Raw genomic sequence first — 25,308 nt, forward strand, 5'->3', positions numbered from 1 at the left:
AGCACTGCTTTGAGGTTGTAGATAGAACTGACGAAGTCAGTAACATATATACGGCAAGGCAACGCTGACGTGGTTTGAATTTGATTTTCGAAGAGTATAAAAGACGAACAAAAAGTTCAATCAACTACCGCGTCAAAGTTCGATTGCTAATAAAAAGTGAGGTCGGGATCTTTTGTCCCAACCTCTTTTACAGACTATCAAACTGATATTTCCTTATAGATTATTGACTAGATTTCCCCTTGTCCAAAAGCTTGACCATCTCATTTTTACGTTCTTCTAGCTCGGCAATTTGATGGAGTAAAAGTCCTGAAAAATCACATTCAAGCTCTTCAGTTTCGCCACTATTATACCAATCTAGAGCTACTATATGATTGTCCTTATCAAAGCAAAAAATCACATCTCCATCCCCGATGATAGACAGAAATGGAATATAATCCACAAAGCCCAGAGCGTGTAATTCCTTGGTTTTAAGACGAATGTCTAAGAAGTCTGGGATGCCATTTGCAATTCCCAAGACCTTAATACCTCGACAGAAGGTCCAAAATAGGGCTACATCGTAAGCCTTGGCTCTTGGCCATAGCTCTTCTCTGACTTCCATAAAGAGACCTCCCAGAGATGACATGGTGAATTCCCTAAAATCTTCTGGCAGACGAATGCCGTATTGATTTTCAAAATTCTGAACATCTTCTTCCGATGGTTCATTGCCCATGCAGGCGACAACCTGATAAGTTTCCTTATCATAGTGACGAAAATACTCATAAACTTCCTTGAGTGCCATTATTTTAATCCTTTTTACTCAGAAATAGTAACTACAAATCCATCTGGCAAGATGACTTGCTGACCATCTTCAAACTGGCAATGACTCGCTAAATCAACAGAGTCTCTTTCTAAAACAAAATTCTCAGAAGACTGATTAAAGATTGCCTGAACTTCTTTTCCTTCGTAGCTCCATTTCAAAGCTAGAACATCTGGTTTCACTTCTTGCAAGTTATATGAACCATCCTGAATCATACTTGCAACTTCCTTACGAACCTTGATTAATTTCTTCATGAAAATCAGCATGTCATTGTCTTCAGACACACGGTCCCAAGGCATGACACGACGGCAGTCAGGATCTGGTCCACCTATTAATGCAAGCTCTGTTCCGTAATAGATACAAGGAGTCCCTTTTTGAAGGTAGAGGAAGGTTAAAGCAGCCTTGACATGTTGCACATTGCCTTTGGCAGTTGTAAGGATACGCTCTGTATCATGAGAATCTAAAAGGTTAAACATCACCTCTGAGATTTGTTGCTTGTAGTACATAGACTGGCTGTTGATTTCTGAAATGAACTGCTCTGTCTTTTTATGCTGGCGCAAGAAATAATCCTTGATACTTTCGGAGAGCGGATAGTTCATAACAGCATGGAACTCATCCCCTTTTAGCCAAGGCTGAGACGTATGCCAGATTTCACCTAAAATATACAAATCAGGCTTTTTAGCAAGAACTGCCTTTCTGAAATCTCTCCAGAACTGGTGGTCAATTTCATTGGCAACGTCCAAACGCCAAGCATCGATATCAAAATTATCAATCCAGTAGGTCGCAACACTGAGAAGATAGTCTTTGACTTCAGGATTTGCTGTATTTAACTTAGGCATATAGCTAGCAAAGGCAAAAGTATGATAAGGGAGTTCTCTCGCGTTTTTCAGTTTATCCTCTGTAATTGGGAATTCTTGAATATGGAACCAATCTTTATAAGGTGACTTTTCTCCATTTTTTAGAACATCCTGCCATTGGGCAGACTGGTAGCCGATATGATTGAAAACAGCATCTAGCATAATCTTGATGCCCCGTTTGTGGGCTTCCTCGACTAGATTAGCAAAAACTTCCTTATCCCCAAAGTGACGGTCAATTTCAAAATAATCCGTCGTATCATACTTGTGATTGGTCGTTGCTTCAAAAATTGGACATAGGTAAAGTCCAGTGGTTCCCAAATCTTTTAGATAGTCTAGATGGTCGATAATCCCTTGTAAATCTCCACCAAAAAAATCATCCATGTTAGGTGCAATGGCAGCATCCCACTCTCGAGCTCCATCTGGAGTCAAATTAGGATTTCCATTGGCAAAGCGTTCTGGGAAAATCTGGTACCAAACGGTATTTGAAACCCATTCAGGAACTTGGCAACCGTCAACTTCGTGAATATAAGGAAGCTTAAAGCCATTGCCTTCCGCATCCAAGTTTTCTTGAGTATATTCTACGCAACCCTTATCACCGTAGAAAATACCCTGACCTTCCTCATCAAGGAGCTCAAAGAGATACTGAATCCGTGCAAAATCAACAGATACCGTAACCTGCCAATAATCAAACAAGGCGTCCGAGGTTACTTTGGTCATCTCCTTCTTGGCTTCATACTTATCCTCGATGAAGATAAAGGGATCTCCATAGTGTAAGATGACCTGCTGGACATCATTTTTCTTGGTTCTAATTCGGATATGTAGCTGACCTTCTTTGTACAGATAAGCATACTCTGATTCTGGTCTATGATAAATGGCTGTTAATTCCATAGTTTGTCTCCTAAATAATCACTATCAAAAACGCAAACGCTTTCATAATCGATGTTTCTAGTATACTATTTTAACTGTTTATTTGCAATTTTTATACCAGTTTTACGATAGATATATAGATGGACAAGGGTAAAATTGAGTAGACTATTTTTGAGCTTTAAAAAGAGAGTTTCCATGAACCGGAAAACTCTCTCATCATTACGGGGCAGATGATTAAAATAAATGCTATCTGATATCTTTAATCCTCTAGAACGAAAATTTCTTCAACATGTAGTCGCAGCAATCTTGCAATTTTCATTGCTAGTTCAAGTGTAGGATTGTACTTGTCATTCTCGATAGCTATAATGGTTTGTCGACTAACGCCTAATATTTTTGCCATATCTTCCTGACGTAGTCCTTCAGACTTTCTTAACTGTTTGATATTATTTTTCATACAGCATTAGTCTTTCTGAAAACAATAAATGCCAATCGCCAAAACTACGATAAGGATAAGAACCATCAAAATTACTCCTTGAACAAGTTTATTTGGTTCTTTAAACTCTTCATCACCATCAATCATTTTCTGTTTTATTGCAAGTTGTGTAAATCCTTGAACAGAAATAGATAAACATAAAATCAAACATGGTAACATTTCAAGTTCAATGCCTTTTGTAATAGATTGATAAATATTAAATACTGTCCATCCACATAAGCCAAATAGAGCCGTTTTATAACCCCATTCCTCAGAACGTAGCTGAATCGCTCTGTCCATTTCATCCATTTTTCTCATAGTCCTGTTCCTCCAATCCGTCAATAAATGTCAAGAGCTCTTTACATTTATTATTATACTCTAAATCGGTGAAATGTCAAGATGTTTTAACATTATTAGGCTTTTTTATTTTCTTCATCTATTCTAAGAATATTCCTAACTCCGATTTACAGCCTAGTCAATCCGACAAAGGGCTAGTTCTTTTAATCCTCTGTCGTACAGGAAGGTTAAACAATAGTTGTCTGTCATATTTTGAACCTTATGTTTACTCATTCCTCTAGGCATGGCTATTTCGCACAATTCTCTTGTTGCCAGAGAAAATAGCTTTTGCTTGTCCTTCCAATCATCATTCTTAAATAGGGGGCTCAGGATCAGATAAGGCGAATCCGTAAAGAGTCCATTGACACCAGCTTTTTTGCCTAAAGCCTTTAAATGTTCAGATTCTAATAACTTTTCGATAATACGACCATCACTAGAGATTTTAACAAGAGCATAATAGTCCATGCCCCATTTATTGACAGAGGTTTGACTTTCTCCAGAGCTAAAGGCATAGAGCTCTTGCTTCCAAGATTTCATACTATCAATTTTAGGACAAACATCAGAGCTCGTGTCGTGGTGATTTAACTCTTTTTTATCAATATGCGAATAAGTGGTCCACTTCGCCTGCTTTTTCTCTCTATCAAATTCTAAAAGGGCAAAGTTTCTTGCCTGATTTGTATAAGCTTGATTTTCAAAACACACGGGTATCTGGCCGCTATCTGATACTATTTGAAAATATCTCTCTTGTGCCTTTTTAGGAAGTATACTTTGCGGATCCTTTATGGCAATGATTTCTGGATGAGAAAAATCACCAGTATAATAGACTATTTCCTTGCCAGCCTTGATGATGCCAATATTTTGTCCATCTGTAAAGACTATAGGCTCTTCCTCCCAAACATGGTCACAATACCAAGCATCTATCTCCTTCACACCCAAAGGTGATACTTCAAGCAGACAGTAGCGATTAAAAGCTTCCTTCTCACTGGTCAAGACAAAGGCTCTACCATCATGTAACATGGCTGAGCTTAGGACAATACTGTAGTCCTTGTCTAGTTCCCATTTATTCAATAGACTTAACTTTAACTTCCCCATTTTCTCTCTCCTAATCCATCACCACTCGTTGATGGCAAATAGAATAGCTGATCTAATATTTTTTAGCAATTGATCCGAAAGTTCATCGTATACTTGACCCAGTCCCTTATCTTGTGCCAGCCATCCAGGTTCATCATTCCAGGAGCCCATTCCTCCAAAAACATCCGCTGCACTTGCAGCTCTAAATATGCTTAGATGTTGCGGTGGAATTTGAGGTTCTGCCAGTCCTTTACCAGATTCTGGGTCTAGCAAAAAGTTTCTAGCAGAGTGAAAGACTTTGGCAAAGTTGTCACATTCAATTTTAATTGCTAGATTTTCTATACGAGTCAATATGTCCTTAAATTCTTCGATATTATTTTCATAGTGGGGAATGTCTTGAGAAGACCTTTCCCATTCATACTCGGTGTAGGTAACATCCCAGCCCCTACCTGCGGAAGCAGCTTCCCAATTTGGTAGGAAATAACTTGCCTTCCCATCTTTATAAAAACAGAGAATTGAACTCTGTGTCGCATTGGAGAAACCTAAAATGCCTCTGTCTTCAACTGAAATAGGACAAAATAATTTTAAGTCCTTCAAACCTTTTTCCTTAAGTTTTTCAAACCAATCAGCTACAGAACGTTCTGTGGCTTCCCCATTTTCTGATGGCAAAATTTGAAAGCTCAACTTATTTGTATATTTTTCAGGCTTATAGCATATTTCTTTACCACTTTTTAAAGCCTTCCTAGCTGCTACCACGATACAGGCTATCTGATACATTTGTCCGTTCATATGATCTCATCCACTATTCCTTCAATCAACTCCGTAAGACTTTCTGCTACATAGATAATTTCATCAGGATCATGGATGTAGCAAATAATCTGCCCTTCCTGACCCTCTCGGTCTGGATCAAAATCCAGCATAAGATAACAAGAGTCACAATACTGAGCAAAAGGAATCCATTTTTTATTAAAAAGATAGGGCTTTATTCTACTATCACGCATATTTTCCAGGTCTTGACTAGAAAAATAGTCCGGAAATTCTGTTAACAGAGCATCTCTATTTTGAAAGTATTTTTTACAAGTCTCAATTTCCTGCAGACTCATGAGAGAAAAAGTCAGCTCTCTCTGGTCAATCACACAAGGTAAAATAGAGAAGTATTTACTCCCATTTTTGTAGTAATAAAGCGCTTTGAAGTCACTAGGTAGACGAATACCAAATAACTCCTCAAAGGCTTGAAGCTCTTCCTCGGAAGCACCAGAAATATTCTGATAATCATCTAGGTATTCCTCTTCCACAGGATCATCCAAATCCCAGTCTTCAAAATACTCACAAATATAAGTTTCTATTTTTTTAACTTTGTCAATTAGTTGCATCATTTCACCATGATTTCTTTGTTTTATCTGTCTGACAATGCTTTTTAACGCTTATAACTTGTTTTTGCTAGGAGAAAGGGTTCAGGATTTTGCTTAATCCAAGCAATAGCTAGCTGACACAGGCGGTCTAGGCGAGGCTCGTCATCAAAATCTTTCCCATGAACCTGAGCAATAAGGTCTTTAGTCTCTGCTAATTCTTGTTCTGAAAGGGGATTTCCTAGAGACAAATATTGAGGGAGAGTCTGAAGCATTTTTCTATAGTCCCTGTCCCAGTTGGCCCCACCATTGCGATCCAGTTCATCTCGAACTCGACCTGGTATACGGATAACTTCTCCCTGAACAGTTTTTGCTGCACCACTAGAAGGGATTAAGAAAGACCAAAGTTCCTCATATTGCTCCTCCCAAGTTCCTTCTTTTACGAAAATCGGAGAAACTCCATCATGGCTTATTCGCTTGGCTACTGGCTTGACATCAAACAAACGATACAGTTTGGCTAAACCTTTATCTGCTGCTTCTAGATAGTCGGGATTGATCCCTTCTCTATGAAACTCAAAATCCTTACCGATATTTTCGACCTTTTCTTTCATGGCTGGTGTTTTCTTAGCACCAGCATCCAGCAGCATTGTGGCGATTTCAGCTGTTTGGGCAATATAGATTCCCCGACAGACAGTGAGAACGGAGTCTAGGGGAGTCTGTCCCCTATCATTTTTAGAGTTGACATTTGCTCCCTTTTCTAAAAGAAGCGCAACGGTCTTAGGATGAAAAAACTCAGCTGCCATATGCAGAGGTGTATTCCCATAAGTATTGCTTTTTTCAATATCTGCTCCCAATTCAAGCAAGAGTTTTACAGTATCTCTCCCCATGGTTGCCTGACGATACAAAGGAGTCGCTCCATAATAATCAGGGGTATTGATATCTAAGCCCTGTTCGACAAGCCATATAACCAGCTCATCAGGAACACCACCAAAATGCAGAGCCGTACTTAAACTATATCTCCCGTTATGGGCAGTTAACTCACACTTGTCATACACAGCCTTTAATTGGTCAATATTGCCTTCAGTTAGTAGTTCATTAAAATCCTTGGGTAATGTTACTCTTTTCTTTGCCATCTTTAGTTCCTTTCTTCTGCTACAGCATCTAGGGCAAGCCAATGAAGATTGTCAACAGTTTTCAAAGTCAGGACTTGTCCATCATAATCATTTTTCAACTCAAGACCGTCTTGCTCAATAGATATATTATTGTACCAGTGGTCTAGGCTGGCGTATTTCCCCATATGAATGTTGATGAGTATACTCGTTATGGGATTCCACGTTCCTTTCTTAACAGTTTCAGCTAAAAGGTAGTAAGCGTCTAAAAATATGAGATTTCTCCCATAGATCCAAAAGGGTAATTCAAGTTCTAACAAGGGCAACTTGGCAGAAAAAATCTCATCACCGTGCGGTGGCACAGTTTCATAATGAAATTCTATCTCACTGCCATAATAGGCAATCAAGGCTCCCTGACATCCGATATTTTGAGGAATTCCTTCCTCAGCTACTATAAATTCCATGACCTGCTCCTTCTATTTTCAATCATAAAATCCGACCAGACTCTGCCAGAATATCAAACTGGACGCATGGTCTTTTCTAGTCATCAAGTGGATGAAGTTACTTTCACAACCTGTCCAAACTGCAGATTGAGCCGTTCCCATGGCTCTAACAAATGCTAGAAAATCTGGTGACAGCCATATTTTTTCATCATAGGTCATCTCTGCATCAACAGCATAGACCGCCCCAGATTTACAATCCAGCAAAATAGTGTAGGGATCTCCATTTGCAATGATGATCAAGCTGCTTTCTTGTAGAGTTGAATAATCATGGTATTCCAAATTGCGTTTGATCAACCAAGTCAGACTAGTGCCGTCCCCATATCCAAACTGGTAACTTAAAAAACCTATCTGCCCCCAGTTATAGGCCAGAATATACTTCCTAAAAATCGGATCCAAATCTTGGATTTGAAGTTGACTTTTCAAACGATCCAATTCGGACACTGGCAAATCTGTTTTATTCAGGACAATCCCTTCTCTTATCTCAGGGTCCAGCCCTTGTGTCTCTTCTTGGGTAAGGGAAATGATTTGGTCAATTGTCAATAATTCCATTGTCAACCTCCGACTATACATAGGGCATTATCTAGGTTAAGCTAGCTGGTTTGGGACTTCATTTATCTAATGAAGGTTCTTATCTCAATTATACTCCAAAACTATCAAATAGAGATAAACTACCAGTATGTTCAAGGATTATTTTTGATGTACAACTCCTCCTAATTAAAGTAAAAAGCCATTCCTCAAGGGAACAGCTTTCTCACTTATAATTAAAGACTCCCCCAGCTAACTTATCTGCTAACTTGGGAAAGAGGGTGTAAAACTTATGGGCTAGATTGAGCAAGATTGGAAGATTGAGTTCCCGTTTGTTTTTTCCTATGATTTTGACAATCTTTCTAGCTACTGCATCTGGCTCGAGTAGGAAACGGTCAACCGATTTGAGATAACTGCCGTCTGGATCAGCCTGGTCAAAAAATCCTGTACGGATTGGGCCTGGATTAACCGTCGTTACATAAACACCGTAAGGCATAAGTTCGAGACGCAAAGCATTTGAAAAACCAATAGCCGCAAACTTAGTCGCTGAGTAAAGACTGGACTTGCCAGTAGCTATCAAACCTGCCATACTGACGATATTGATGACATGTCCTTTTCGTGTCTCCTTCATACGAGAAGCAATCAAACGAGACAGATTCATCAAGGCAAAGGTATTAACCTCAAACATTTGATGAATATCTTGATTAGAAATCTTATCGAAATCCTCAAAAATCCCATATCCTGCGTTATTAATCAAAACATCAATCTTGCCATAACGCTGGTAAAGTTCAGCTACTAGTTCTTCTAAGGCTTGAGCATCGGTAATATCAATCTCGACCAATTCTGCATATGGATGATTTCCGTATAGTTGAGCTAATTTTTCCTTATTTCTACCCAGCAAAATCAATTGATCATTGGGCAAGAGTTTGACCATTTCTTGGGCTAGACCACCACTAGCACCCGTAATGAGAATAGTAGACATATTTATCCTTTCTCGAGATCCTAGATTTCCACTTCTTCTAGGTCTTTAACCACATGGACATTTTCAAAAATCGTTGCCGCATCTTTCTTGAGCTGGCTAATGTCTTTTGAAAGAAAACGAGCACTGATATGGTTGAGCAAAAGGCGTTTGGCTCCTGCTTCTGTTGCAACCTGCGCAGCCTGCATATTGGTTGAATGACCGTGATTACGAGCAATCTTTTCGTCTCCCTTGCCATAAGTCGACTCATGGACAAGGACATCGGCATTGACGGCAAGACGCACACTAGCATCTGTTTTTCGAGTATCTCCCAAAATAGTGATAATCTTACCAGGTCGCGGTGCTGAGATATAGTCTGCTGCCTTGATCTCGGTACCGTCTTCTAGGATGACATCCTGACCGTTTTTGATTTTTCCAAAGAGTGGTCCAAAAGGTACACCAGCAGCCTTGAGTTTCTCAGCATCCAAGGTCCCGTCTAGGTCCTTTTGCATGACACGATAACCAACACAGAAAATAGTATGATCCAACTCTTCTGCATAAACGGTAAACTTATCCGTTTCAAGGATTTTCCCAAGAGAATCTTGGTCAAATTCATGGAAATGAATCTTGTAGGGCAAACGTGATCCAGACACACGTAGACTAGTCAAAACAAAAGACTTGATACCTTGGGGACCATAGATTTCCAAATCTGTCTGCTCTTCATTAGCCTGAAAAGCACGACTAGAGAGAAAACCTGGCAAACCAAAGATATGGTCTCCGTGTAAGTGGGTAATAAAGATTTTGCTGACCTTGCGTGGTCGAATTGTAGTTTCCAGAATGCGATTTTGCGTTCCTTCTCCACAGTCAAAGAGCCAGACTTCGTTAATCTCGTCCAAGAGTTTCAGGGCAAGGCTTGAAACGTTGCGGGCTTTAGAGGGCTGACCAGCCCCCGTTCCTAAAAATTGAATATCCATTCGATACTTTCTAATTAATCAATATATAACATAGCGGTGCGGTTTTCTGAGCGATAATAAAGCTTACCAGTATAGGCTTTAGACTCTTGAAGCAAATCCTCTTGACTATAACCTTTGAGACGCTTGCGACCATCTGCCAAGCTTTCCAAATCTGTCAAAGCTGTAAGATTTTCCACGCTAACAACTTCCTCGTCTCCGATTGCCTTCATGTAAATTTTTCCAGACTCCTCAAAGACGAGTTGATGAGGAAAGATTTGAGCGATTTCAAAGAGCAAGTCAGCTGTGATTGTTTCCTCAGCTTCTGAGAAAACCCGACCAAGGCCTTCTCTCTCATAGCAAAATCCAAAGGATTTACCCGACAGGTTCAGACGAATAAAGGGTTTGCTTTCTTCAGTGAAACTTGGCTCAGCATTGTAGAGGTTCAGTTCCTGGCTGACTTCAGCAAAATAATCGGTCGCAGCTTGAGGACTTTTTTTCTGGTAGAGTTCTGCAAAGTAGGCATTAACCACGCTAGGTGGAGGGGTAATGAGAGCTAGTTGCTCCTCTTCAGACCTACCAGCTAAAAGCTGATCCAGATAAACCTTGTCTAGACTTGTATAGCCACCATACTTGAGAGCTAATGATTTGATATCAGTCATAAAATTCTTCTAATCTCCATTTGTTTTTCTCAGCAATGAAGCCTGTGATGACTTCTCCATCATCTTGGTAGTCACGTTCTTCTAGGATAGCAACACTTTCTAAATCATGAATCTTGTAAGCCTTAGAAAAAGGCACGCGCAAAGTAAAGGGTTCAAAAATTTCCTTGATCTTATCTAGCAATAAAGCCTGTAACTGTTCGCGACTATCTTTAGACTTGGCAGAAATCAATGCATAAGGCGTTTGAGTAGGCGTGAAATCTTCCACCAAATCCGCTTTATTATAAAGGGTTAGGCGAGGAATATCCTCCATGTCCAAGTCTTTCATGATAGACAGAACTGTTTTTTCATGTTCCTCGTGGTAAGGATTGCTGGCATCAATAACATGAACCAGAAGATCTACATGCTTGCTTTCTTCCAAGGTCGACTTGAAACTAGACACCAACTCTGTCGGCAAATCTTGAATAAATCCAACGGTGTCGGTCAAGGTAACCTGAAGATTGCCCCCCAGATGAATGCTTTTAGTTGTCGCATCCAGAGTCGCAAAGAGCTCATCTGCCTCATACTGAGTCTTGCTAGTCAAGGTATTCATGATAGTTGACTTTCCAGCATTGGTGTAGCCAATCAAACCAATCTTAAAGGTACTTGACTCCAAACGTTTTTCTCGAACTGTCGCCCGATTTTTCTCAACGACTTTGAGCTGACGCTCGATATCTGTGATTTGGTTACGAACACTACGACGATTGAGCTCCAACTGACTTTCACCTGGACCACGGGAACCAATGCCCCCTGCCTGACGGCTGAGCATAATCCCCTGACCAACCAAACGAGGCAAGAGGTATTTGAGCTGAGCTAGATGAACTTGGAGCTTCCCTTCATGGCTGCGAGCCCGCATGGCAAAGATATCCAAAATCAACTGCATGCGGTCAATGACCTTGACCCCTAGAACTTCTTCTAAATTGACATTTTGGCGAGGCGTCAGACGGTTGTTGACAATGACAGTTGTGATTTCTTCTGCATCCACCATTTGAGCAATCTCTTCCAACTTACCAGAACCGACGAAGGTCTTGGAGTCGTATTTTTCACGTTTTTGTCTGTAGCTATCGACTACGACTGCACCAGCCGTCTTAGCCAGACTAGCCAGTTCTTCCATGGAGAGGTCAAAATTATCCATGCCCTGAAGTTCAACACCAATCAGCAGGACTCGCTCCTCTTTTTTCTCCGTTTCAATCATTTAAAAACTCCTCAATCTGGTTTAAAATACGGTCTTTTACACCAGATTCTCCTATCTGATAAAAGGTTACCTGCATGCGATTACGGAACCAGGTTAGCTGGCGCTTGGCAAAACGGCGTGTCGCCTGTTTGAGACTGTCACGAGCTTCTTCCAAGGACTGCTCTCCTCGAAAATAAGGAAAGAGTTCCTTGTAACCAATTCCTTTAGCAGCTTGAACATCTGGATAATGGTCAAACAGCCATTTGGCTTCGTCTAGAAGTCCAGCTTCAAACATCAGGTCCACTCTGTGATTGATACGCTCATAAAGCTGACTACGTTCATCGTCCAAGCAGATAATCAGCGGTTCATACAAGGTCTCTTGATTTTCCAAATCCTGACCAAAATGGGCAATTTCCAAGGCACGCATAGCACGACGACGATTAAACTGGGGAATTTCAAGGCCTGCTTGATCAACCAGATGGGCTAACTCCTCATCTGAAAAAGGATCTAGACTAGCACGATAAGCTAAAATCTCCTCATGAGGTGTCTCTCCACCTAGATGATAGCCTTCTAGCAGACTCTGGATATAAAGTCCTGTCCCACCTGCAATAATAGCGAGCTTACCTCGACTTTGAATATCCTCAATGGCCGTCTTAGCTTCTGAAACAAAATCAAAAGCCGAGTAAGACTCGGTTACTTCTCTCACATCAATCAAATGATGAGGAACACTTGCCTGCTCCTCTGGACTAGCCTTGGCTGTCCCAATATCTAGTCCTCGATAGACTTGTTGGCTATCTCCACTAACTACTTCACCATTAAAATGCTTAGCAACTTCAATGGCTAGAGCTGTCTTTCCAACTGCAGTCGGTCCAACAATCACAATTATTTTTGTTTTCATCTTTTTTCCTTGAAAAATTCCCATTTTTTCGTTACTATTATTATATCACAAAAAGGTCAGTCAGAAAAATGCGACCTCTTGAGGTAGCTGGCTGATTTATAAGTTAAAGGAGGAATACTCATGGCTAAAGGATTCGCTAAAGGTCTTGTAACAGGTATTGCAGGAACTGTCGCTGCAGTTGCAGGTGCAGTATACGCAGTTAAAAAGAAAGTGATCGAACCAGAAGAACAAAAAGCAGCTTTCATCGAAGAAAATCGTAAGAAAGCAGCGCGTCGTCGCGTATCACACTAAGCAACAAAAGAAGTTGAGATTTTTTCTCAACTTCTTTTTTCTATTCTTTTATACTCAATAAAAACCAAATAGGAAACTAGGAATCTAGCGTGGTTTGAAGAGATTTTCAGAGAGTATTAAATTGCCAAGTCAAACTTCAACTGTGGCTTGACTGGATCATAATCAACCAGCTCAAAATCCTCTGCTTTAATATCAAAGAAGTTGGTCTTGTCTGGTACATTCAAGACCAAACGTGGTTGGCAATTTGAAGGCTCACGACGAAGCAATTCCTGAGCTTGTTCAAATTGATTGTCATAAATGTGAAGGTTATTGATAAAGTAGAAGAATTTCCCAACTTTCCAACCAAAGTGTTTAGCAATCATCATCTGAAGAGCCACATACTGCATAGCATTGATATGATGAGCCACCAGCATGTCATTAGAGCGCTGGGTCAAGGTCGCATCTAGATAGATGTCCCCATCTACTCGACGGACATCAAACATGGTCTGGAAGGCACATGGAAGAAGACCATCTGTCTCCTCAAAGGCCTGATAATCCCAAAGTGAGATGATATTGCGACGGTTCCAAGGATTGGCTTCTAACTGTTTGAGAATCTTGTTAATGATGTCATGCTTCTTAACAACAGCCCCATAACGTTCGCCGATTGTCCCTGTATCTCCCACTTCCCAATCATTCCAGTAGTGAACATTGTACTTGTCATTGAGTACTTCCAAACTATTGGTCTGGTCTTGGTAGATCCAAAGTACTTCCTTGATGGCTGATTTGATTGCGATGGGGCGCAAGGTCGTGATGGGAAATTCCCCCTTAGACAAATCGTACTCCGCAAAAGCCCCTGTGATGTACTTGGAGTTAGCTACTGTTCCATCCTTATACTTGGGACGAGCTTGTTCTGAAAAGACTCCTTCATTGAGAATTCGCTCGATATTTTCTTTAAAAATCGTGTCTGCTTTTGTCATTTACTCTCACCTCAATTATTGTCTTAACTAGTATAGCATAAAAAAAGAAAGGAGGAAAATCACTCGCTTACGGAAAGCAATTTTCTCCTTTTTATGTTTATTTATTGCAATACAAGTGATGCTGCTCCGATAACTCCAGCGTCATTTCCTAGAGTGGCAAGAGCCAGCTTAGTGGTTGTACGAACTTGTGGGAAGGTATTTTCATCATAAATCTTTTGCACGCCTTGGAGAAGGAAGTCTCCTGCAGCTGATACCCCTCCACCGATAACAATTGTTGATGGGTTAAGGATTGAACCGATGTTGGCACATGCAATACCCAAGTAACGTGAGAAGTTACGGTAAACGATCAAAGCAAGGTCGTCCCCTTCTTTTGCCAAATCAAAGACAGTTTTAGCTGTTACTTCTTCTCCGTCATCAATCAAACGTTTCAACTCTGCATCGCCTTCGTATTCATCTGCATAACGACGAGTCAAGTTGACAATCCCTGTTGCTGAAGCTACTGTCTCAAGACAGCCTTTTTTACCACACGTACATGCGATTGGTTGGTCAAAGTCAACTGTGATATGTCCAAGTTCACCTGCAGCACCAGCAACACCGTGGAGTAATTTACCTTCTGCTACGATACCGCCACCAACACCTGTACCAAGTGTCATAAAGACAACGTCTGGTTGGTTTTCACCAGCACCCATCCAACGCTCACCAAGAGCTGCCACGTTGGCGTCGTTGTCAATGAAGAATGGAATACCCAAGGCTTTTTCCATTTTTTCTTTGATTGGTTGAAGAGTTTTCCAGTTGAGGTTATAGGCACCGATAACAGTCCCTTTTTCACGGTCAACCACACCAGGTGATCCCATACCAATTCCACGGAAATCTTCAGCAGACAATCCAAGCAAGCCCAAACGATGTTGAATCGATTCAATCATATCGTCTACGATATGACTTCCTTCATCCAAAATGTTAGTCTTGATAGACCATTTTTCTTGGATTTCTCCTTCTTGCGTTAAAATAGCGAACTTGATAGAAGTTCCACCAAGGTCAATCCCAATAATCTTTTGACTCATCGTCTTCTCCTTATCCTTAATTGAAAATGCTTACAGTACTAGTATAACAAAATCTGACCATCAGTGCAAAGGTTTGCATTAACTTTCCAGAATTTTTTTCTATTCTATGGTTTCCACAAACCAGAGGCATCTACATAGTAGCGCCCACCATCTACTCGCTCATTTTTTGCCATTTTACCATCCGATTTCAAATAGTAGTTTCCTTGCCATGCATTGCGAGCATAAGATCCATCTGATTTCAAGTAATACCAGGCTTGGTAGGAAGAGTCATAGACCCACTCACTCTGAGCCATTTTACCATTTGACTTAAGGTAGTAAGCACCTTGCCAAGTATTATGCGCATAAGATCCATCTGATTTGAGGTAATACCAGGCTTTGTAGTAAGAATCATAAATCCATTCACCCTGAGCCATTTTACCATCTGATTTGAGGTAATAACTTCCTTGCCAAGTATTGCGTGCATAAGATCCATCTGATTTGAGGTAATACCAGGCTTGGTAATAGTTATCGTATACCCACTCATTTTCAGCCATTCTTCCATCTGACTTGAGATAGTAAGCACCCTGCCAAGTATTTGTTACTGGTTTCCCATTTTCAGAAAAATAGTACCAAGATCCATTCTGACGAACCCAGCCACTTTCAGCTGCTACACTAGGAGCAGATACTGCACTATTTGGTGTTGCACTATTTGGTGCTACATTGTTGTTAGCTTGAGATGCACTCGTCTTTTTCTCTTTTAAAACTCCCTGAGGCGCATTCTTCGATTCACAAGCAATCCCATCATGATCCTTATCCAGGGTAGCAGAATAACCTGGTTCTCCCTTATGAATATCTGCATAACCATTCTCCCAAGCTTCCTTACAGCTTGAAAAATGGATACTTTCATCTGCAACAACAGGATGTAAAAACAGAGCAAGGACAGGTAAAGAAACTAGGCCTAGTTTTAATAGATGACGTTTATTCATGATTTTCTCCTAAAATTATAATATCAATCTCAATATTATTTTATCAAACTTGTTTCAGCAATTCAAGAAAACTTCTGGTTAATTCTGCAAACTCTTTTGGTTTTGCCCTATTCAGGACATGAGGGCCGTCAGGGATAATCTCAAACTGGGAATCTGGCATCAGTTCATGAATACTTTTCATTGAACTGAGGTTTGGCTTATCCTGACTACCACAGATCAACAAGCTTGGGTAGGGACAATTCTTTGCAATCTCTCTTAAATCAAGTGTTTTTAATTCCTCAGAAACTCCAACCATAAGAGCCTTATCTGCCCCCTGCTTCTCATATATCCTCTTAGGAAGCAATTTGAATATCAGCAACTGAATGTAAAAAGGAATATTACCTGCTAATTTCAGTGGACATCCTGACAAAACCAAGGCCTGAAGATTTGGTATCTCAAAACTTGAAAGCTCCAATGCAAGTGCAGCCCCTAAAGATAAGCCAACTAAGACAAAAGGTTCTGTTTCCTTTGATAAGTGCTGATAAATGCGTTCCTTGGCTTCTTGGTAGGTCCCAACTCCTGAAGGAAATAAGTCCAGGGCTTCAGAGGGATAATCTGCCAGCAAATCCTGAACTTCTTTCCAACTATCTGCTGACTGTCCCAAACCGTGTAAAAATATTAATTTCAATTAGTTCTCCTTTACTGACAATTCATACAAGCCCCTGACTGCATTACAGCCATAGATGGCTTCTGCCAGTTCCAAATCAGAAATAGTCAATATTTTCTCTTCTACCTCTCCGCTTTCAAGCAAGTGTTGACGATAAATCCCTGGTAAAAGACCTAGCTGACTAGGAGGTGTATAGAGCTTACCATCCATTTTTAAGACCAGATTGCCAATAGAGGTTTCAAGCAATTTTCCATCAACAGTGTAATAGATGATTTCCTGCTCTCCCATTGTCAAATGTGGTCGGTGTGTCGTCTTAAAGTAGGTAAAGGCCTGCTGCAAATCAGCTTCTTGCAGACAAAGTTTAGCCTGACAGAAGCTATAACTAAGTGGTGTCAATACTTGTCGATCAATTTCTATTTTTCCAGACTTATTGAGACTGATTCGCAAACGGTAGTCTTGATGAAAATCACAAGCTTGACACTCCTTCTCTATTGCTTCTATCAAACCAGCTTCTTCAAATGGAAAGGTAAAGTAACGACTAGCCTTTTGTAATCTTTCTAGATGTTGCTTTTCAAAGAGCAAGGTTTTCTGGCTGATTTTTCCTGTCGTAATCAATTGAAAACGAGGCTGTTTGCGATAAAGAACAGCTGCCTTTTGCTGGACTTCACGATATTCTGACTCCCAAGTGCTATCCCAAGTGATACCTCCACCGACTCCATAGATGGCTTGCTCTCGATGCAGTTGAATGGTTCGAATAGCCACATTGAAAATCCGTCGTCCATTGGGAAGCAAGATACCAATCGTCCCACAATAAACTCCTCTAGATTGGGGCTCCAAGTCCTTGATAATTTCCATAGTCGCTATCTTGGGAGCTCCTGTAATGGAGCCACATGGAAAGAGTGAACGGAAAATTTCTACTAGGTCAATATCTGGTCGTAACTGACTCTTGATGGTCGAAGTCATCTGCCAAACTGTAGAATACTGTTCCACCTGACATAAACGTTCCACATGCTCACTTCCCACCTCAGACAGACGATTCATATCATTGCGCAAGAGGTCCACTATCATCATATTTTCTGAACGATTTTTGGGATCTTGCTCCAACCAAGCGGCCTCTTTCAAGTCTTCTGCATCAGTCAGACCACGTTTAGTCGTCCCCTTCATAGGACGAGTTGTCAATTCACGATCATTTTGTTCAAAAAAGAGTTCTGGACTCATGGAAATTACTGCCATGTCGTCATGTTCAACATAGGCATTGTAACCTGCTTCCTGCTCTACCACCATACGATTGTAGATAGCAAAAGGATTAGCAGACAACTCCTGCTTGAGTTGAACCGTATAATTGACCTGATAAGTATCGCCCTGTCGTAAATGATGGTGAATCTGAGCAATGGCCTTTTCATAGTCCTCTGCAGATGTTACTTCCTGCCAATTTGAAGGCAAATCCACCTCCTCATAAGTCAGAGGAATGCTAGATTTTTCAACGCTGTCATGAATAGTGAAATAGAGGAGATACTCTCCTAACAAGGGACCCTCGTGAACCACCAACTTCTCCTCAAAAGCTGGCGCAGCCTCATAGCTGACATAACCCACCACATAATAGCCCTGTTCTTGGTAGCTTTCCACTTGAACTAACAAGTCTGTCACTTCTGCTAAATCTCTGGTTTTTAACTCTTTGATAGGCTGGGTAAAGGTGTATCTCTCGCCCAAAGCCCTAAAATCAATCACTGTTTTTCTATGCATATCCTAAGTATACCATAAAAGCCAGACCCCAACAGGAGATCTGGCAATTTTATTCTTTGAGAATGATAAAGTAGATATCACTTTCTAAGAAAACCTGAACATAGCATTCTCTTTTATCACTCCGACTTTTTATCTATCCTTTAGGAAAGAGTTCAGATGAAAAGGCATCTGTGACCTGCAATAGTTTTTGGAAGACTTTTTTCTTCAGAGCTACTGTATAGTTGGCAACTGAGCCTCCATACTTGAAGTTTCGGTAATCCGTTTCTACTGCTTGGTCAAACAAGTCTTGCAATTTCTCATAAGAATCAATTTGCTGACCATCAATTTCAAAACTATGGATTCCTCGTTTTGCCTTGGCAATAATGTCATCAAACCAGGCCTTCTTCCATTCTTCCAAGTTCTGGAACTTGCCTTTCGAAACCTTCTGGATAATGAAATCATCCCCAAGGGTGTCACGTCCCTCGCTTAAGGCCTCATCCTTGTATTTATTAGAAGCATAGCCTAGGAAACCATTTTCGTAGCCATAATAACCCCACATACGGAAGGCATTATGCTTGAAGGAGATGGCTCCTGGAGCTCCCTGACTTGTATTACCGCCGTAGATAGCATCTACCATCTTGACATTGACATAAGCTGTCTTGAGTTCTTCTGGTCGGTAAGTTCCCTGATAATGCCTGTTGGTGATGATGTTATTTTTGATTAAATCATCCACAGAATTTAGCTGAGTCTTGGCTTCCTCATCTGTCAATGGACGGACATAGTCCCACTGGTTAGGAGCAAGGAGTTTATTATCCTGATCCTGATAGCGCATTTGCTTGGTCATCTTGCTGAACCAGGCCTTCTTCAAAGCCAGATCATTCTTAGCGAGAACTCGTTCTCCTTCCAGATAATCTAGAAGCATCAAGGCCTCGTTATAACCTTTCATGTAGTGGTCAATCTGCTGGCGTGTTTGCAACTTGGTCGGATCAGGATCGTACCATTGGTCCCCATCATTTGGTCGCATGTATGCCATGTTGAGCCCGAGAGCGCCATATTCACCCTGATGGCCTTCCTCAGCTGGCGACTGGAGCATGCCCTGAGCATAGGCTTCTACATAGGTTCCTTCACGATGTTTGTAGCCACCCAGATAGACAATACGATCGTTGACGTGAGTTGTCTCATGGGTGTAGACAGACAAACCATACTCACTCATCATATCTATTTCTACAAAGTGAACAGCATCTCTGGCATTGATATTAGGATAGATAGAGGCATAGGCTCCTAGCTTATTGTCCTTATAGTAGCGACCTGCTGGTCCAAATACTTCACGAATTGGCGCATAATCTACCATACCACTGGTATGTCCATAACGCTCTACCCAGCCACGTCCATCAACGCGATAGCCTTCCCAAACTGGTGTCGCTACATTAAAGTCGCTCTTAACCATACGGTCTTTGACATCATCAGCGGCAAGTCGATACCAGAAGTCCAAGTAAGTCAACTGACGGTCCGCTACTAGATCAATGTCAGCTTTCATCTGGTCTATGGTTTTGCCAGATTTATCAGCTGATCCGAAAGTAATGGTATTGTAGTTGGAAATCAGGAACATCTGTGCCTTCTTGACATTCAACAAAGGCAGAATCATATTGCGATGCAACCAGTTATTAAGATTGTCATAAGCCCGATGCTTCCGATTTGCAATTTCTTGATTCTTCGAAGCTCGCTCTGCTATGTACACATGGCCCTTGGTGGCATTCACAAACCAGTCATTCATATCTTTGTCAGTCGTCAATAACTGTCTGTTGTAGTCTAAGAAGGCATGTAAATCTTCAGATTTTGTGTCCTTGGCTAGGACTCTGGCAAAGGTTTCATGAGTCTGGTCGCCTTTTAGGTTGTTCTCTCTTGAACCAAGTTCAATCAATCGATCCAAGATATCCACATTTTGCCCATAAAAATCTGGTTTAAAGAGCATGAGTTCTTTCAGATTGTAATCCGCAAATCGGATACCGTAATAGCGATTAAGATAAGCAAGTCCCAGCATGATAGCTGATTGATTGTCCTGAACTTTTTTCTTCAAGGCAGCCATGCTAGCAGGTGAATCATTCCACTGGTAGTCTAGATTGGTAAGTAACTTATCAATCAGGCTTCCTAGCTGCGCTTTGACCTCTGCAAGGCTTTCTTCTAGATACCAATTCTTCACAGCCTCAACCTTCTTATCAAGGCTAGTGGTTTGATCATCTAGGATTCGATAGACCCCTTCAGACTGTAAGTCCACCGTTTTCAGGATAGATGTTAGCTCCTTGGCTAGGGCTGAACGGTCCTTAACCAGTATATCTGGAGTATAAAGCACATCCAAGTCGGCAATCTTATATTCCTTAACAGCAGTTAAGCCAGAATTTTGCGAGGTGATTGCAAACACATCCTTGGTCTTGTCTGCATAATGAACCATGATATGATCTGCCACTGACAGGTCCGTCACAAAGTCTTGTCCCTTCATGGCAATAACAGAGGCTACCTCTTTCTTGGCTAGATTGTGATCAAGATCTAGCTTGTTGCCTTGATTAACGATCCATTCTTTATTGTAGAAAGGCTGTAATTTTTCAAGGTTGCGATAGGCTTGATCATGGCGGCTATCATAATCTTGAATATCCTGATAAGTGTATTCTTTTCCATTTGCAATAGCAGGTGATTCAGTTTTCGACTTAGCCAGGTAGTAGCTATAGCCTTCTTCAAAGGTTTTCTGAGCATTACGTTGAATCAAGTCAGTTGCTTCAGCATTCACCTTATAATATTCTTTTCCATCAATTCTCTCAGTTTGGATTGACTTGATGGCTAAACGGCTGGTCTTATGGTCCTCTGAATTAATCTTGAGATAATAGTCTTCCAAGTTTCTTGGCACTTCTGTCAAGTGCTGAATCACAGACTCTTTGCCATTTTCAACCTTAACAAGGCTTGTTTCCTTAATATCTTTTATTTCCAGCTTTTTAAGTTCTAAACGAAACTTCTTGTCCTCAAGCAGAGTGCTCTCCTCACCCTTACCACGATTGTAGACCATCCTTGTAGATATGGTGTAATCCGTATAAAGTTTTAGATTATCAACTGTTGCTTCCAGTTGATCACTCGTCAAGTCCAGAGTCTGTTCCTCTAGCCCCTTGGCTTTAATAGTGGCACTGATTTTTGAAACGGTAACGCCATCTGCCTTGTCCAAGTTATAGCTTAAGCGAGCTGAACGGCCCATCGAATTTCCAGTAATAGTAGAAAGAGTTAGGACTGGTACAGGTTTTATCTCTACCTTTTTCTTACTACCACGGACGATAATCTGATCTTTAGCTTCTGTTAAAATCCGTGTTGTTTCTTTCGGCTCTGAAATACGTTTCCCATCTTTTTCCTCATAGCTGGTAACAATCTCTTTCTCACCATCTTGACCGACTTGCTCGATTCTTGTTTCACCGACAAGCATTTCTGGATCAATCTTTTCCCTAGTTTGTTTAGGAATCAACTCTTTTCGAACTTCAACATGTAGAGTCGGGTTTGCATCTTGAACGAGCGCTTCAGTGGCATTCACGCCACCACTATAGATAGAGAGTTCCTGTTTCAAGGTTTCAACTGGAACTGCTCCTCCTTCATAATCTGGCAAAGCTTCAGCTACTGTACCCGGACCATTAACACCACCTTCAAATATTGGTTTAGACGGCTCAACTAAAGATTCGCCTGATATACCGCCTGTGAACTCTGGTTTGTCATGGACTTCTGGAAGGCCACTTTGACTGCTAAAGTCGAGTGTATACTCTGGTAAGGTTTCAGCTACTGCTCCAAGGCCATTGACGCCATCCTCAAATGATGGTTTTGTTGGCTCAACTAAGGATTCGCCTGATACACCGCCTGTGAACTCAGGATGTTCCTGTTTCAGAGTGTCAACTGGGACTGCGCCTCCTTCATAATCTGGTAGGCTTTCAGCTACTGTACCCGGACCATTAACGCCACCTTCAAATATTGGTTTAGACGGCTCAACTAAAGATTCGCCTGATACACCGCCTGTGAACTCTGATTTGTCATGGACTTCTGGCACGCCACTTTGACTACTCAATTCTGGTGCATACTCTGGTAAGGCTTCGGACACTGCACCCAGGCCATTAACTCCGCCTTCATAGCTAGGTCGGGCAGGCTCAACAAGCGGTTCACCATTAATGCCACCTGTGAATTCAGGACGTTCCTGTTTCAGTGTGTCAACTGGAACTGCACCACCTTTATAATCTGGCAAGGCTTCAGCTACTGCTCCTTGGCCATTAACACCACCTTCATAGCTAGGTCGGACAGGTTCAACAAGCGGTTCACCATTAACGCTACCTGTAAACTCGGAGAGTTCCTGTTTCAAAGTTTCAACTGGAACTGCACCACCTTCATACTCTGGTAAGGCTTCGGACACTGCACCCAGGCCATTAACACCACCTTCAAATGTTGGTTTTGTTGGCTCGACTAAGGATTCGCCTGATACGCCACCTGTGAATTCTGGTTTGTCATGGACTTCTGGAAGGCCACTTTGACTGCTAAATTCCGGTGTATACTCTGGTAAGGATTCAGCTACTGCATCTGGGCCATTGACTCCACCTTCAAATGTTGGTTTTGTTGGCTCAACCAAGGATTCGCCTGATACGCCACCTGTAAAGTCTGCTTTGTCGTGGACTTCTGGGACGCCACTTTGACTACTCAATTCTGGTGTATACTCTGGCAAGGATTCAGCTACTGCTCCTGGGCCATTAACACCACCCTCAAATGATGGTTTAGGTGGTTCAACTAAGGATTCGCCTGATACACCGCCTGTGAATTCGGAAATTTCATGAATGGCTGCTTGATTTACTGGTTTTGCAGGAATTTCTGGACTCTCACTAGATGTTATATCTTGGCCTGTTCCTCTTAAATCCGTCTCTAATAAATAACCGACATAGTCATAGCCTTTAATGTCAATAATTCCTTGAGTTAAACCATCTGCAGACACAAGGGTTTTAGTCTGATCATAAGCTAGTAAGTCCTTGTGTTCAAAAGCAAATACTTGATAAGGTAGTAATAAACTCTTACCCACAGAAGCAATCAATAACACTCCAACTATCTTAGAAGGCTTTTTCCTAGAAAATAGGAAAACCACCAAACTAGCCGTCAGAAGACCAAGACCAGCCAAGGGGAAGGTGACGGATCCTGTTTGAGGTAAGACGGCTTGTCCCTGCTTACGATAGACTAGATAATAGCTCTCTTGACTAAGATCTTGTGGTAATTCATGGTGAATGAGTTCACGTTCAGCAGCTGTCAACTCCGATTCTGCTAAATAGTGAAAAGAAACTTGCTTGGTTTCATCAGCCTGAACCAGTTTTGGTTCAAGTGTTCCTCCAATGAAGGCAAGTCCAATCAATACTGAGCCCACTCCCATGCTCAGTTTGCGAATGGCAAATTTTTGTAGCTTTTTTCTATCTTCCATATCAGCTTTGTTCTTGTCCTTAAAGACATCTCCTTTGCTCCGTTTTCGTAATCTTATTATAATATTTTATTGATTTTTTTACAAAATTTTTTATAGACAAATTGATCATTTTTTGAATAAAAAAAGGTTCAGCTCATGCTGAACCACTTTTTAGTCTGGCACATATTCCAATATATCCCCAGGTTGGCACCCAAGTTCTTTACAAATGGCTTCTAGCGTTGAAAAACGTATAGCTTTGGCCTTACCTGTTTTCAGTATTGAAAGATTTGCGGGAGTAATACCTACACGTTCTGCTAAATCTCCTGAACGCATTTTTTTCTTGGCTAATTCGACATCTAGATTAATGACAATCACGGTATATTCTCCTTTCTCTAAATTGTAAACTCATTTTCTTCTGCAATTTCGTTTGCTTTTTCAAGGATTTTTCCAATTGTCCAAACAACGAGAGCAGTAACCATGAAAGTTATATTCAGAAATGAGTAACCATTGAGTGTCAAAATCCCATCTCCAAGAAATGAAGCAAGAAAAAGTGATAGAGAAATACGATTAGCAAGTTTGACATTATGAACTGTAAAAATCTGTTCATTAATGATATTTTGGAAGAACTGTCTAACACAGAATAGTACAAACAGAATGATAAAGCTATTGATAAAGGACAAAGCACTCACTAGTATTGAAGTATTCACCATATCAGGTTTTAAGGAAATAGTTCCAAGGTTAAAGAGGTTAATCTCAGTTACATTGAAAACAGTTAGAAGAATAGATATAACTAAAGATACTCCCAAGATAAAAAGTAGGATATTAATAAAACCTAAAGCAAATGGTAAGTAGGAATTTTTCTTAGACATTAATTTCAAAACCTCATTTCTAATCTCTACTATATTATACAATATTAGTAAGTTTTACGTGCATGTCTTATGCTACTTTATTTGAAAATTGATTCTTGATAGAAGCAAGAACTAAGCTAGCAAGAAACAAAAATGCTGCAATCGAGAAGTTAAAAATGATGTGGGCAGGATTCAAAATAAGTTCTGTAATACCTTGGATTGCTCCTACTACAGTCATTAAAACTGCACCCTTTTTCAAGAATGAAATGGTTGTATTTTCAAAAAGATCACTTTCTTTAAAGTTCTTAGCAAACTGTTTTAATTTGATAAGGCCATAAGTCAGAAGTGTATTACCAGCAACAAAGGTTAAAACAAAGGCATTAACTCCTCCCCACGCTTCGTAGCCTGACCTTGTTACCTCCCCACCTTCAGGCATTAGTTGGCTGATATCAAATTGACCAAGGAGAAGAACTAAAGAAGCGATACTAAGGAAACTGAGGGTAAAGATTCCGAAATTAGAGCCTAATGTAACAAGTGATTTAGTAAAGTTTACGATTTTAGTTGATGTAGTTTTTTTCATGATGATTTCCTCTTTTATAAAATATTTTTAGTTTTAGCAACAAATGAGCTCTTTTTGTTACTACTCGAAAACTTATTATCGTTTTTCGATATATCTAGTATAGCATAATTTTTTTGAAATGCAACACTTTTTTATCGTTTTTTGATAATTTTTTTCTTTTATTTAAAAATATTTTTATTTAAGGGAAATTAGACTTCAAATATTAAAGTCAACACTTCTAAAAAAAT

General features: G+C 40.6%; 25 protein-coding genes. 1 reads left to right on the forward strand and 24 read right to left on the reverse strand.

Translation table 11 applies throughout. The features are described from left to right. Positions 1-220: 220 nt before the first annotated feature. The 15 genes from ADM33_RS00715 to miaA all read right to left on the reverse strand — a co-directional run bounded on the left by ADM33_RS00715 (position 221) and on the right by miaA (position 12,563). Positions 221-778 carry an SMI1/KNR4 family protein gene (locus ADM33_RS00715; RefSeq protein ID WP_049502745.1) on the reverse strand — a complete coding sequence of 186 codons (558 nt, stop codon included), beginning with the start codon at positions 776-778 and terminating at the stop codon, positions 221-223. Positions 779-792: 14 nt separating this feature from the next. Next, positions 793-2,541: a glycoside hydrolase family 13 protein gene (locus ADM33_RS00720; RefSeq protein ID WP_049502746.1), complete on the reverse strand. Its 1,749-nt coding sequence runs from the start codon at positions 2,539-2,541 to the stop codon at positions 793-795. A 238-nt stretch (positions 2,542-2,779) separates the two neighbouring features. Further along, positions 2,780-2,974 (reverse strand): helix-turn-helix transcriptional regulator, encoded by a 195-nt coding sequence (locus ADM33_RS00725; RefSeq protein WP_000794365.1) that lies wholly within the window; start codon positions 2,972-2,974, stop codon positions 2,780-2,782. A gap of 6 nt (positions 2,975-2,980) precedes the next feature. Then, positions 2,981-3,310 carry a hypothetical protein gene (locus ADM33_RS00730; RefSeq protein ID WP_001230569.1) on the reverse strand — a complete coding sequence of 110 codons (330 nt, stop codon included), beginning with the start codon at positions 3,308-3,310 and terminating at the stop codon, positions 2,981-2,983. A gap of 153 nt (positions 3,311-3,463) precedes the next feature. Further along, positions 3,464-4,420 carry a hypothetical protein gene (locus tag ADM33_RS00735; RefSeq protein ID WP_049502747.1) on the reverse strand — a complete coding sequence of 319 codons (957 nt, stop codon included), beginning with the start codon at positions 4,418-4,420 and terminating at the stop codon, positions 3,464-3,466. A gap of 18 nt (positions 4,421-4,438) precedes the next feature. After that, on the reverse strand, positions 4,439-5,188 hold the full coding sequence (locus tag ADM33_RS00740; RefSeq protein ID WP_049502748.1) for a hypothetical protein: 750 nt from the start codon (positions 5,186-5,188) through the stop codon (positions 4,439-4,441). Then, positions 5,185-5,772 carry an SMI1/KNR4 family protein gene (locus ADM33_RS00745; protein ID WP_049502749.1) on the reverse strand — a complete coding sequence of 196 codons (588 nt, stop codon included), beginning with the start codon at positions 5,770-5,772 and terminating at the stop codon, positions 5,185-5,187. The genes ADM33_RS00740 and ADM33_RS00745 overlap by 4 nt, the downstream gene beginning before the upstream one ends. A 44-nt stretch (positions 5,773-5,816) precedes the next feature. Continuing rightward, on the reverse strand, positions 5,817-6,881 hold the full coding sequence (locus ADM33_RS00750) for an ankyrin repeat domain-containing protein (protein ID WP_049502750.1): 1,065 nt from the start codon (positions 6,879-6,881) through the stop codon (positions 5,817-5,819). 2 nt (positions 6,882-6,883) lie between these two features. Then, a complete protein-coding gene (locus ADM33_RS00755) occupies positions 6,884-7,321 on the reverse strand; it encodes a hypothetical protein (RefSeq protein ID WP_049502751.1) in 438 nt (145 codons plus the stop codon). Between the two features lie 18 nt (positions 7,322-7,339). Further along, on the reverse strand, positions 7,340-7,909 hold the full coding sequence (locus tag ADM33_RS00760) for a hypothetical protein (protein ID WP_049502752.1): 570 nt from the start codon (positions 7,907-7,909) through the stop codon (positions 7,340-7,342). Between the two features lie 202 nt (positions 7,910-8,111). Beyond that, positions 8,112-8,867 (reverse strand): SDR family NAD(P)-dependent oxidoreductase, encoded by a 756-nt coding sequence (locus ADM33_RS00765; protein WP_049502753.1) that lies wholly within the window; start codon positions 8,865-8,867, stop codon positions 8,112-8,114. A gap of 20 nt (positions 8,868-8,887) precedes the next feature. Next, on the reverse strand, positions 8,888-9,817 hold the full coding sequence (gene rnz / locus ADM33_RS00770; protein ID WP_049502754.1) for a ribonuclease Z: 930 nt from the start codon (positions 9,815-9,817) through the stop codon (positions 8,888-8,890). A 14-nt stretch (positions 9,818-9,831) separates the two neighbouring features. After that, positions 9,832-10,455 carry a cystathionine beta-lyase gene (locus ADM33_RS00775; protein ID WP_049502755.1) on the reverse strand — a complete coding sequence of 208 codons (624 nt, stop codon included), beginning with the start codon at positions 10,453-10,455 and terminating at the stop codon, positions 9,832-9,834. Next, a complete protein-coding gene (gene hflX / locus ADM33_RS00780) occupies positions 10,448-11,686 on the reverse strand; it encodes a GTPase HflX (protein WP_049502756.1) in 1,239 nt (412 codons plus the stop codon). Before hflX ends, ADM33_RS00775 begins: the two co-directional genes overlap by 8 nt. Continuing rightward, positions 11,679-12,563 carry a tRNA (adenosine(37)-N6)-dimethylallyltransferase MiaA gene (miaA, locus tag ADM33_RS00785; protein ID WP_049502757.1) on the reverse strand — a complete coding sequence of 295 codons (885 nt, stop codon included), beginning with the start codon at positions 12,561-12,563 and terminating at the stop codon, positions 11,679-11,681. The genes hflX and miaA overlap by 8 nt, the downstream gene beginning before the upstream one ends. A 120-nt stretch (positions 12,564-12,683) precedes the next feature. Between miaA and ADM33_RS00790 the strand changes: the two genes are divergently transcribed. Next, positions 12,684-12,854 (forward strand): DUF3042 family protein, encoded by a 171-nt coding sequence (locus ADM33_RS00790; RefSeq protein WP_001051776.1) that lies wholly within the window; start codon positions 12,684-12,686, stop codon positions 12,852-12,854. A 116-nt stretch (positions 12,855-12,970) separates the two neighbouring features. Here ADM33_RS00790 and ADM33_RS00795 read toward each other — a convergent pair whose 3' ends face one another. The 9 genes from ADM33_RS00795 to ADM33_RS00835 form a co-directional block, all read right to left on the reverse strand. Further along, on the reverse strand, positions 12,971-13,810 hold the full coding sequence (locus ADM33_RS00795; RefSeq protein WP_049502758.1) for a thymidylate synthase: 840 nt from the start codon (positions 13,808-13,810) through the stop codon (positions 12,971-12,973). Between the two features lie 101 nt (positions 13,811-13,911). Beyond that, a complete protein-coding gene (locus tag ADM33_RS00800) occupies positions 13,912-14,871 on the reverse strand; it encodes an ROK family glucokinase (RefSeq protein ID WP_049502759.1) in 960 nt (319 codons plus the stop codon). 104 nt (positions 14,872-14,975) lie between these two features. Further along, the gene (locus tag ADM33_RS00805) at positions 14,976-15,836 is read right to left on the reverse strand and encodes an excalibur calcium-binding domain-containing protein (protein ID WP_001042202.1); all 861 of its coding nucleotides are present in this window, start codon (positions 15,834-15,836) and stop codon (positions 14,976-14,978) included. Between the two features lie 43 nt (positions 15,837-15,879). Continuing rightward, positions 15,880-16,503 (reverse strand): alpha/beta fold hydrolase, encoded by a 624-nt coding sequence (locus ADM33_RS00810; RefSeq protein WP_049502760.1) that lies wholly within the window; start codon positions 16,501-16,503, stop codon positions 15,880-15,882. Next, positions 16,504-18,225, reverse strand: a complete 1,722-nt coding sequence (pabB, locus tag ADM33_RS00815) for an aminodeoxychorismate synthase component I (protein ID WP_049502761.1) — start codon at positions 18,223-18,225, stop codon at positions 16,504-16,506. A 133-nt stretch (positions 18,226-18,358) separates the two neighbouring features. Beyond that, complete coding sequence (locus tag ADM33_RS00820; RefSeq protein ID WP_065429203.1) at positions 18,359-23,674, reverse strand: SIALI-17 repeat-containing surface protein; 5,316 nt, start codon at positions 23,672-23,674, stop codon at positions 18,359-18,361. A gap of 150 nt (positions 23,675-23,824) precedes the next feature. Continuing rightward, on the reverse strand, positions 23,825-24,028 hold the full coding sequence (locus ADM33_RS00825; RefSeq protein WP_004252288.1) for a helix-turn-helix domain-containing protein: 204 nt from the start codon (positions 24,026-24,028) through the stop codon (positions 23,825-23,827). Between the two features lie 17 nt (positions 24,029-24,045). Further along, positions 24,046-24,522, reverse strand: coding sequence for a DUF2975 domain-containing protein (locus ADM33_RS00830; RefSeq protein ID WP_049502762.1), 477 nt, complete (start codon positions 24,520-24,522; stop codon positions 24,046-24,048). A 67-nt stretch (positions 24,523-24,589) separates the two neighbouring features. After that, the gene (locus ADM33_RS00835) at positions 24,590-25,081 is read right to left on the reverse strand and encodes a hypothetical protein (RefSeq protein ID WP_049502763.1); all 492 of its coding nucleotides are present in this window, start codon (positions 25,079-25,081) and stop codon (positions 24,590-24,592) included. Positions 25,082-25,308 lie beyond the last annotated feature (227 nt).

The sequence above is a fragment of the Streptococcus oralis genome (assembly GCF_001075875.1).
Lineage (GTDB): Bacteria > Bacillota > Bacilli > Lactobacillales > Streptococcaceae > Streptococcus > Streptococcus oralis_I.